The 11382-nt window shown below is 33.8% G+C and carries 10 protein-coding genes; all 10 read right to left on the reverse strand.

Going from position 1 to position 11382, the window contains the following annotated elements:
- Positions 1–374 precede the first annotated feature (374 nt).
- Complete coding sequence (locus tag MTP08_RS12000; protein ID WP_243576155.1) at positions 375–2960, reverse strand: T9SS type A sorting domain-containing protein; 2586 nt, start codon at positions 2958–2960, stop codon at positions 375–377.
- 16 nt (positions 2961–2976) lie between these two features.
- Positions 2977–4143, reverse strand: coding sequence for a hypothetical protein (locus tag MTP08_RS12005; protein ID WP_243576156.1), 1167 nt, complete (start codon positions 4141–4143; stop codon positions 2977–2979).
- Between the two features lie 102 nt (positions 4144–4245).
- Entirely contained in the window at positions 4246–4932 is a 687-nt protein-coding gene (locus MTP08_RS12010; RefSeq protein ID WP_243576157.1) for a hypothetical protein, read from the reverse strand.
- Positions 4933–5216: 284 nt separating this feature from the next.
- Positions 5217–5792 (reverse strand): hypothetical protein, encoded by a 576-nt coding sequence (locus MTP08_RS12015; protein WP_243576158.1) that lies wholly within the window; start codon positions 5790–5792, stop codon positions 5217–5219.
- A gap of 16 nt (positions 5793–5808) precedes the next feature.
- Positions 5809–7413, reverse strand: coding sequence for a hypothetical protein (locus MTP08_RS12020; RefSeq protein WP_243576159.1), 1605 nt, complete (start codon positions 7411–7413; stop codon positions 5809–5811).
- Positions 7414–8261: 848 nt separating this feature from the next.
- Positions 8262–8906: a hypothetical protein gene (locus MTP08_RS12025; RefSeq protein ID WP_243576160.1), complete on the reverse strand. Its 645-nt coding sequence runs from the start codon at positions 8904–8906 to the stop codon at positions 8262–8264.
- A 186-nt stretch (positions 8907–9092) separates the two neighbouring features.
- Positions 9093–9461 (reverse strand): 50S ribosomal protein L7/L12, encoded by a 369-nt coding sequence (rplL, locus tag MTP08_RS12030; RefSeq protein ID WP_062697387.1) that lies wholly within the window; start codon positions 9459–9461, stop codon positions 9093–9095.
- A 47-nt stretch (positions 9462–9508) separates the two neighbouring features.
- Entirely contained in the window at positions 9509–10072 is a 564-nt protein-coding gene (rplJ, locus tag MTP08_RS12035) for a 50S ribosomal protein L10 (protein ID WP_243576161.1), read from the reverse strand.
- 17 nt (positions 10073–10089) lie between these two features.
- A complete protein-coding gene (rplA, locus tag MTP08_RS12040) occupies positions 10090–10782 on the reverse strand; it encodes a 50S ribosomal protein L1 (RefSeq protein WP_243576162.1) in 693 nt (230 codons plus the stop codon).
- An 11-nt stretch (positions 10783–10793) separates the two neighbouring features.
- Complete coding sequence (gene rplK, locus MTP08_RS12045) at positions 10794–11240, reverse strand: 50S ribosomal protein L11 (protein ID WP_066437433.1); 447 nt, start codon at positions 11238–11240, stop codon at positions 10794–10796.
- Between the last annotated feature and the right edge of the window lie 142 nt (positions 11241–11382).

An 11382-nucleotide genomic window follows, 5' to 3' on the forward strand; every position in this document is an offset into this window, starting at 1 on the left:
AAGAAAGGGTTAAAAAATATTTTGATTAAAAAATATCAGAAAATTTAAAAAAAAGAGATCACGAGGCTAGATTATTGATATTTGGCACTATTGTAAAGAAATCTTGCACCCTAGTTCTTAATTCTAATTTCCTAACTGCAACACCGGTATATCTTTTCACGGCGTAATGCAAAATACTTTATACTTCAGCCTAATTTAGTGAACAATACAAATAGAAAACGCCCTCTCAATTACATGAAAGAGTATTCTTTATTTGAATTAATATTGTAAATCGTGCCAAATGATTTTGCAAATATATGACATTTAAACAAATAAAAAAAATATGCCACTCAAATTTGAGTGGCATATCTAAATGAGTTAGGAAATCTTTTTAATTATTTAACAATAATTTTATAAGATTTTACACTTTCTCCAGTTTGAAGTTTCACAATGTAAAATCCAGCAACTAGAGATGCTGTAGAAACCTGTATTTTCCCTACAAAAGAGTCAGATTTTACTAATTGACCTTGTGCGGAGTAAATATAGTATGTTGTCTTTCCTTCTGGATTTTTAGTTTCTATATTTAGCACATCACCTGATTTAACTGGATTTGGATAAATTTTATCATCTTTTATTACCTCTGGCTCGACGTTAGAGAAACCAACTCTACCTTGAAGTGAATACGGTGAAAGTGGAGAACCTGGAGCACCTCTATTTACTATATCAGTGTCAATTTGGTCCATGATACCATCTTTATCATTATCTTTTATTAAGTTGATAAAACCTCCAAATAATGGATCTAAATTTTCTTTGCCAATTTTATGCAAATCAAAATCAAAACTGTTTGATTTTAAATCCATATAATCTGGAACACCATCACCATCGGTATCTTTAAGTTTATATTTCATTACTCCTGAGTCCGGAGAGGTTTCTAATATATCTGCAATACCATTTGTACCAACTGAAATATCTGAATCTATAATACCATTTTTATCTTTGTCTATAGTATTAAGAACGCTCATTGGAATTCCCGCTTCAAAAAGATCTAAAATACCATCATTATCAGAATCCAGATCTCTATAATTTGGTACAGAATCGCCTAAAACTGAAATGAAATTCTGATCTCCTTCATTATCATCATCTTCGTAAAAGCCATTTTTATTAACATCTTCAAGTGCATCGGGAATACCATCATTATCAGAGTCCATATCACAGGCATCCGGTACACCATCTCCATCTGTATCTAACGCTTGAGACTTATCATTAAGTGCTGAACATCCTTCTGCACAATCTGGAATACCATTACCATTGTTATCAATAGAATCATTTCCGTTAGGACAAAGATCATAGCAGTTTGGCACCCCGTCATTATCATCATCCTTGCTTGCAAAAGCATTGTATATATTGTAAGTTTGTGGAAAACGTATACCAGAACCACTGTAGAACGTAATTTTCATTCTATTAAATGGTTTTGTAGACTTACCACCAACATAAAACTTATTAGAGTTAGACGTAATTAAATTACCACTTATAAGACTGCCAGAACCTGTGAAAACATCTGTTTGCACATTATCTCGGTAAAGCGTCACCGTAACAAGCTCTAAGAAACTTACCCCTGCAAGATTGGCCGCCTTGTCTATTGTGAAACCCGCGAAAGTATTTGCAGGTTGTATAGAATTAGTATTAACCGTTGCATAAGCAGAAAATAAACTTAAGAAAGAAGCCGCAGGTATAGTAGCCGTTGCATAATTCTCTTTGTTGGCATCAACAATAGCTTCCGGGTTTATCATTTTAGAAAATAATATACCAAATAAGCCTTGCCCAGAAGTCCAATTAATACCTGTTTGCAAATTACCAGCGATTGCAGAAACACTTGTTTGTATCTTATCATCACAATCGCAACCAACTGGTTCTTCAAAAGCATAGTAAACCTTCAGTGCACCAAGGTTTACACCTAAAGTTTGTGTCACCTTTAGTCTAATTTCATTAAAAGGTTTTGTTGTATTGAGCGATACTTTTTGCTTCCCTGTACCAAAACCTAAAACTTTGATATTGATAATACCACCACCATTAAGTAGATTTTCAGAATCTTGTAGCTGACCATACAGGTAAGTTTCGATAGTTATATTTTTCAAAAACTCGGCACTTAACAACTTACCTTCATCATCTGGAGAGATTACGAAACCAGCTCTATTACCAGCAGGATACGTTTGATTTGTATCTAGTAAACCTACAGAATAAGATCCCGCTACACCCAATGGCAACATAATGGTACCAAAAGAGTTCTTATCACCATCGGAGATATTTTGCTTATTAAAAACATAAGATAATGGTGCGATAAAACTACTACTACCAGATACATTATTATCTACACCACTACCAGAAATAATATCATCACAAATGTTATTATTATCTTCTGGCATCTTCTTAGGATCAAAAGCAAATGCATAGTACACATTCATCGCAGTGAAAATGGATATTGCATTTTTTTGATATAATCTTACTTCATTAAAACTTTTATTTGTCCTAAAATGCAAGAATATTCTTGATTTGTTACCCGCGAAAGCAGGAACAGAAAGAAGCGAAGTACTTGTTGTAGATTCTTGCAAAACGCCATCTTTATAAGTACTAATCCTTAAAGAACTCAATAAGCTCGCAGTGATTAAACCTCCACCAAGATCTATATTAAACCCTGTTATTGTACCCGCAGGGTAATTATGATTTTTATCTTTTACAGAAATACCATTCCCTCCAGACAATGTTACAAAACTACCCATGGAAACGTAATTATTAAGATTGGAATCTATGAGTGGATCTAAAGAACCATTATAACAACCAAAGCAAAAACCATTATCGTTTACTGCTTTTGCCTCTATAGCTCCACCACGCATCGGTGTATAGCCTTGTGCCAAGATATTGGCAGAAAATAGTACTAGGGCTAGTATAACCAAATACTTCTTTAAAAATGTAACATTCATCATTTATATTAAAAAAAAATTAATTATCTAATACTCTCCAACCACTTCCGTCGCAACCTAGAAAGTTACTACCTGTAAAAACGATCAAACCTGCATTGTTGGCATTACACGTTGGTGCAGTAGAAACTGTTGTCACTTTGATGCCCGTTTTCACAGCAAGATCCGCATCACCGTCACTTGTTGTACGTGCCACATTAATACCTACTCTAGTAGAGGTACTACCTTGCCCATGTACAAAAGAATGCATGTTATTCGCATAAATATTTGAATTGTTATCAGCTGAACCAGACACACCACCATTTCCAACAATAATTGTATTATTCCCAACTGTCCCATCATTATTAAATCCGAGTGTTACAACATTTGTTGCTGCTTTATTGCTTGAACCAAAAGCAATCCCGCCAGTAACTGTATTACTATTACCAAATGCCATCCCAGCATTTACACTATTACTTGAACCAATAGCAAGATTGTTAGGATTTGCCGAACCTCCTGTTTTATTAGATCGTCCAAAAGCCATACCCGAATTCATCTCATTACCCTCTCCATAAATATAAACTGGCTGAGTGGAGGCAGAGCTAATATCATTACTCTTACCTAGTACAAATCTTGAACTATCTCCCATTGAACTTGCCGTACCAATATTGTTATTAGATCCCCAAACAAACCCAGCATAAGGTGATGATGTGCTACTATTGCCACCAATAAAATTACCGTTAGTATCAATCGTAGCAACAATTTTTCCATTGGTACCGACTGTTAGATTTTGTGCATCCTTCGTCCCAATAAAGTTGCCTGAGCTAATTGCACTGCCTAAGGCTCCAGATGCTGCAGTAGTACCAGAGTTGCCCAATAAACTCCAATCCGCACCACTCATATTAATCCATTTAGCACCATCGTAAAAGTAATAACCAACAGCTGTAACATTGGTAGTTTGGCTAGTTGCAGCATCTGTTCTTGCTGCAGTAACGAACACAATAGCTCCCGTTTGATCGGTTGTGTAAGTTTTCCCATTTAATTGATTACCCGATAATCTAGGTGCTATTACACCGTCTAATACTGCACTTGATGAAGCTTGTCCTACAATATCTAATGTAGCTTTTGGCTGCGCTGTTCCTATACCCACTTGTGCGCTAATGGTTCCAATGCCCAAACCCAGGCAAAGTAAAATAACTTTGTTTTTCATATTTTATCGTATTTTATTAATAAATAATGTGTGATAATAAAAATCACTCACCCAAATCATCATCATTCTTTATCTTATAAAAAATGATGATGCAATATTAGATCAAGTTTGAGAAAAATAATTGTAGGGAGGAGGCCTAGAAAACAGCGAGTAACTCAACACATCATTTATTATCAGTAAAATATTGCCTTTATAAATATTTCCCGCTGTAAGTTCAGATAAAAAAAATGATATATATAAATCCCTACTTGCGCATTTAAAATCTTTGAAAACTTTAAAACTATAAATAGGTATATTGGCAATATTTTGTCCGAGTGAAATTGAATATATAAAATTGCTATTATTTCCCTGATTTATTCTATTGGAAAAATTAGATTTTACGTTTTTAACTGTTTTCGCAATAATCTTTTCAAATGCTTTATTTTTGGCTATCAAAACATTTTTCCGAAAACTGTTTTTCTTTTTAGCTATTTGAAGAGCTTTAGAATGTTTAACAATAATTGCGTTGGTAAATTGTTCCGAATTGGAAATATATGTATTTAGACCTACAAAAATGACAGCGGATGAATCGACGGACTTGGAATTAGAATCCAAATATTTTCTTGAAACGTTACCTGCAATAGTTTTCTGAGCAACAATATTATTACCTAGAAATGAAAATATAATTATGGCAGTAACTAATACTAAATTAGAAAAAGGATAGTTTTTATCCAAACATTTGTATTTCTGCAAAGATAAAAAAATATAAATACAAATATAATTACTAGAATTAACAACTATTCCAAGCATACAATTAATTAACAAATTACAATAAGTAACCACCTTTACAATAATTTTAAATTATATTTTGTACACATCACATTAAATTTAATTGTAAATTATAGTTAAAATATATCTTTTTCTAAAAAAATTAAAACCAATTAATAGCATTGAATAGCTATTTTAATATTTCACAGGATTGTGTTTAATTTTTAGTGCCAAATAGAGAATATAAATCAACAAAATTAATTTTCTCTCACAATAAAAAACCACTTCAAAATGAAGTGGCTAAGTATTATTATTTTAAAAAAAACTCAGTTATCTGCTCTCCAATAAGACCAAACCGTACCATTATACACACAGAATAGTTTTTTCACAGAATCAAAAACAATCATCCCGGGTGCGGGATTTTTAATATTATCTGCAGGATTCGTCACCAAAGGCGGTATCATTGCTTTGTTGGTATCTGCCAAAACTAAAATTCCCGGAGTAGTATCATTAACAGTCCCTCCAATTTGAGACTTAGCACTACTATTTTGAGTATACACTGTTCCTGTTTGCAAGCTATTATCGATAGCTGTATTGCCACCGGTAGCTGGTTTTTCATTTACATGAACGGTAAGATCTACCCAAGTTCCGTCATTTTTTGAAATCTTCACTTTTTTATCGTTGACGTCCAAAACCAAAGCTCCTCCTTTTGCATTAGCTGCAGAATTCAATTCAACTGTAGTTCCGTTAGTATTAAGAACCCACGGCAAAATCAAGCCCTTATTACCTGTCCCGAACTCTAAAGAAACTCCAGGCTGTACAGTTTGCTTCCCAATAGCAACTTGTGCGGCAAGAGAAGAAACAAAAAAAACGTTTATAAAAATTGAATATATAAGTTTCATAATTTTAATTTTAAAATTAATTTTCTTCTGGGCAAGACTGCGTTTTAAAACACTTCCATCCTGTTCTTGTACCATCAATATTTATTTTCATACAATCGTTGGTTGTATCATAATAGGTCATCCCAACTACAGGAGCAGTGATTGCAGCAGAGCCATTTGAAAGAGGTTCTCCCGAAAAAATATTTGTTCCGTTCGCTGTTGCACTTGGCATTCTATTCATAACGAAAGGTTTAGTATTAGACTCAAGTGCAGTCCAGCCATTATTTCTTACCATTGGCCAGTTTGAATTACCTGATCCTGCTCTATTGAAAGAAGTGATACCGTGAAGAGTAGGAAGATCCATTCCACTTGAACTTGGATTTCTATAACATTTACAGTCATTCAAACTATTATCTTGAGAGTTACCCTTTCCTTGACCAACATCTGCTGTTCCGTCCGTATTATCTACCAAACCAGCATGAGTATTATTTGAAAGACCAATACTTGAATTAGTATTATTTATAGCATTATTAACTAATTGAGGAACACCATTAGCCGTTGATGCAGTACTAATAATCTCGGAAGGTGTTCCGGTAGTAATACCATCATATCTTACTTTTATTTGACCTGGATTTGTTGTAGCCGTCAATGGATTAACCATAGAATAAGTTACATTTTCAGAACCTTCAATTGCATCCGGACAACCATCTCCATCTGAATCTGGATCTAAATAATCCGGAATATGATCACCATCAGTATCCGTAGAGAAACAATATGAAATACTATCTACATGCCCATAATTGTCAACATACATTTTAATACGATAAGAGCCAGCCGATAGAGGAAGATTAGAAATACTACTGTTAAACCATCCTTTATCTCCCAGAGATCGGGAGAATTGGATTAAATCCCCTTGCCCTGAAATCTGTTCAACACCATTTACTAGTTTAAAAATTATAATTCTTGTGTTAAATGACGTATAACCCGAAGAAGCAGACTCTCTATTCGAAAACCAAGCTGAAGCATTAACAACCGTAGGATTTGTAAAAGAAAAATCTTTATATATGTATGCACTTGCACCATTTATATCAAGATATTGACTCCCCGATTGTGCAGTGTTGGGACCTGAAGTATAACTACTACCATTTACACGTATGATATTAAATGCATCATTAGGCAACACAGACCCTGTAGTCTTATCAACAGCCGTCCATCCATTATAGGGATTAGTACTCTGAAAATTATTACCATTTACAGTTGGTAGTAACGGACTAGTATCAAACCCTTCAAAACCAGTTGTAGCACAAAACCCTTCTGTCGTATCAAGAATACCATCATTATCATTATCATTATCTAAAGTATTTACCACTCCATCTCCATCCGAATCGCACGCAAGTTGAGCTAAAACAACATTATCAATCCCAACATCATTTCCACTAGCTCCATTGGGTTGTAAATTAACAATTTCAATGGTAACAACTGATGTTGTAGCATTAAACAACAGAGCCAATCTCCTCCAAACATCATCATTTGCGACGGATAAATTATCCGAATCAACACTTGCTATAATATTACTATTATTATCCTTTACATTCAATCGTAATCTAGGAATATCTGCACAGTTATTACACAACCCAGCCATGTCAATTCTAAAGCGATATTGCTGACCAATATTAACATTTAAGCTTCCAACACTATATATTATAGATTTTTGAGAATTGATATTGATCATTAAGTATCTCCCATCTGTAGAGCCATCGAGAATATTATTAAACCCGGCATCTTTATTTCCGGTGAGATCTGTTTTAATATATGACATCGTTTGATGTGATGATGTAGTAACAGTATAAAATCCATCAGCCGGAGTACCTGTTGTGTAGGTGTGATCAACCACATAGGAGTCTGAAGTTGTTGTATTTCCAGTACCAAAGTCATTTTTGTAAACTGGAGTTAATTCGGTTGGACAACCTGATTGTGCATAGGCAAAACAGCCTAATAATATCATTAAAAGAATAGATATTTTTTTCACTTTTTTAAATTATATTAATAAGCATTAGACATTAAGTTCTTTAACAACTGAAAATGTATATTTATCGGTTATAATTAACATTTTAATTAATTATACTCTCACGATGTCTTAATAATATTTTTTCTCTGTTATTAGAAAAAACCTACATTAATCTTAAACAACAAACAAAAGACAATCTCTTATATCAACTTGAGCATAACATAAAATGCTTTACATTGTATTTTATTAAACTTTTTAAACAAAAGCTATGCAATGCACAAAATTAACAATTTAAAAATAATAAAGGCTATTTTTTGAAATTAAATTACTAAAATTAATATATGAAATGAGATACCACATCATATTTAAATAAAATTTAACTTATGAATAAAATAAATTTAATGATAAGATACAATCATTAAAAACATAAAGAAATAATATCTATAAATCATTTACGAAAAATGTGGTAGATAAATTTAAAATTAATTATCAATACAAGTTTTTTTATCATTATAATAAAAAATAACTTCATCGGTAGAAGAGTCCCAATTAATGATATGATGACGAAATGAATTTCTAAACAGACCATCTACAGAATTTTTAGTAGATGATTGTATTAACACCGGCCCATTCTCCTGAATTTGCTCCTTAGACAAATCCGAAGGCATTACCAAAGCGATATGACCAGGCTTATGGACATCCTGATTTTGGGCACAGACCACAACAACATATCCTTCATTGGCTCTTTGTTGTGCTTCATATAGGATATTTTCATTGATACGGTGCCATCCAAAATCACTTGCCTGTTCAGAATTTAACCATTTGAACTGTGCATTAGCCAATAACTCCTGTCTATGTTCAGGTGGTCTTAAAATATATATTCCGCGACGTTTGCATGCGGCAGCTACAAAAGCACTGCAATGTGTTCTTATCCCGGATACTGCATTGGGATCATCAGGCTCTCCAGTTAACCAATTTACATGTTGCCCCGACTGCCATTTATGAAGAACACCCATATTTAAATAAAAGGTCTTTAAATCTTTTCCACAACTACTTACTTTTAAACTGTCCTGACCAAAACAAACAAAAGAAATAAGAATTAAAACAGTATAGATTATTTTTTTCATGGAAATATTTTTTAGAGTAATCGTTAAAGACATAAAGACAAAACTGTTGTAGCTGTTTGATGAAAAATTACTACAACAGTTAAATATAGAACTAGCACATTCTGTTTTAAATAATTTGCTATTTATTATCCAAAAAAAATGCTATCCAAAAATGGATAGCATTTATATTAATTGCTGTAACAGTAATTATTTCAATTCTACTTCAGCACCAGCTTCTTCAAGTTGTTTTTTAAGAGCTTCTGCTTCGTCTTTAGAGATACCAGTTTTGATTGGAGCAGGAGCACCATCTACGATATCTTTAGCTTCTTTAAGACCAGCACCAGTTAAATCTTTTACCAATTTAACGATAGCTAATTTAGAAGCACCTGCAGACTTAAGAATTACATCGAATTCAGTTTTTTCTTCAGCAGCATCACCTGCACCACCTGCAGCAACTACTACAGCAGCAGCAGCTGGCTCAATTCCGTACTCATCCTTAAGGATAGCAGCTAATTCGTTTACGTCTTTTACTGTTAAGTTTACTAGCGTTTCAGCTAAATTTTTTAAATCTGACATTGTTGTAATGTTTTTTGTTGATTATTTATTTAATTTTTTGAGTGTAATTATTCAGCAGCTGGAGCTTCTCCTTCTACAGCTGGAGTTTCTTCTACCGCAGGAGCAGCTTCTTCAGCTTTAGCTTCTACAGTTTCAGATTTGTTTTGAAGAGCAGAAACAACTCTCTGAATTGGAGACTGAAGCAATCCGATGATTTCACCGATCATTTCTTCTCTAGACTTAATGTTTGCAAGTGCACCTAAGTTCTCGTCACCAACATAGAAAGTTTCCTGAAGATAAGCAGACTTCAATGCTGGTTTCTCTTCTTTCTTTCTGAATCCTTGAATTAATTTTGCAGGAGCGTTTGCTGTTTCAGAAATTAAAATAGCAGAGTTTCCTTTAAAAGTAGGGAACATTTCAGAGTAATCTACTCCTTCCATTTGTTCCATTGCTTTTTGCAAAAGTGTATTTTTTACTACTTTTACTTTGATATTTTGCTTGAAAGCCTGTCTTCTGAAGTCAGAAGATTTAGCAGCGTTCAAACCTTCTAGATCTGCTACGTAAACTACTTTTGCATCCTGAAGCAAATCTTTGATCTCTTGTATTGCTACAACTTTTTGGTCTTTTGTCATTGTCTTAGGATTTATAATTAGTTAACAGATTTAGTATCGATTGCAATACCAGGACTCATTGTAGAAGACAAATAAATAGACTTCACGTAAGTTCCTTTAGCTGCAGTTGGTTTCATTTTGATTAAAGTAGAAATCAATTCCTGAGCATTTTCTTTGATTTTAGCAGCATCGAAAGATACTTTACCAATACCAGCGTGGATAATACCGTATTTGTCTACTTTGAAATCTATTTTACCAGCTTTCACTTCAGTTACTGCTTTACCAATTTCCATTGTTACAGTACCTGATTTTGGGTTTGGCATTAAACCTCTTGGTCCTAATACTCTACCCAATGGTCCTAATTTACCCATAACAGCCGGCATAGTAACGATAACGTCAACATCTGTCCAACCATCTTTTATTTTTTGTAAATACTCATCAAGACCTACATAATCAGCACCAGCTTCTTTAGCTTCTGCTTCTTTATCTGGAGTTACTAAAGCCAAAACTTTAACATCTTTACCAGTTCCGTGAGGAAGAGATACAACACCTCTTACCATTTGGTTTGCTTTTCTTGGATCTACTCCTAATCTTACAGCGATATCTACAGAAGCATCAAACTTTGCAGTATTTACTTCTTTTACAAGAGCTGCACCTTCTTCAAGGTTATAGATTCTTCCTTTTTCTACTTTGCTTAAAGCTTCCTTTTGCTTCTTAGTTAATTTTGCCATTTCTTTAAGTTTTAAGCGTTAAAAGTTGGTTTAGTTCCTGTTACTCTTAATCCCATAGATCTTGCAGTACCTGCAACCATAGAAACAGCAGACTCCATAGTGAAGCAGTTTAGGTCACTCATTTTATCTTCAGCGATCTTTTTTACCTGATCCCAAGATACAGCACCTACTTTGTTTCTGTTTGGTTCTCCGGATCCACCCTTGATTTTAGCCGCATCCATCAACTGGATTGCTGCAGGAGGAGTTTTAATTACGAATTCAAAAGATTTGTCTTCGTACACTGTAATTACTACAGGTAAAACTTGTCCTGGCTTATCTTGAGTTCTTCCGTTAAATTGTTTACAAAACTCCATGATGTTCACACCTGCAGAACCCAAAGCTGGACCTACTGGTGGAGAAGGGTTAGCTGCGCCACCTTTCACCTGAAGCTTTACCATTTTAAAGACTTTTTTAGCCATTTTTTATTTTTTAAATTTGAATAATTAATGAGTTTGGAAGCATTATTATTCAGCAGGTTATCCATTCTCACATTAGATAATCCTACTTTTCGGACTGCAAAATTATAAAATATTTTTGAAATAGCAAACGGAATGAGTTGAT

The organism is Chryseobacterium oryzae, assembly GCF_022811665.1.
Classification (GTDB): domain Bacteria; phylum Bacteroidota; class Bacteroidia; order Flavobacteriales; family Weeksellaceae; genus Chryseobacterium; species Chryseobacterium oryzae.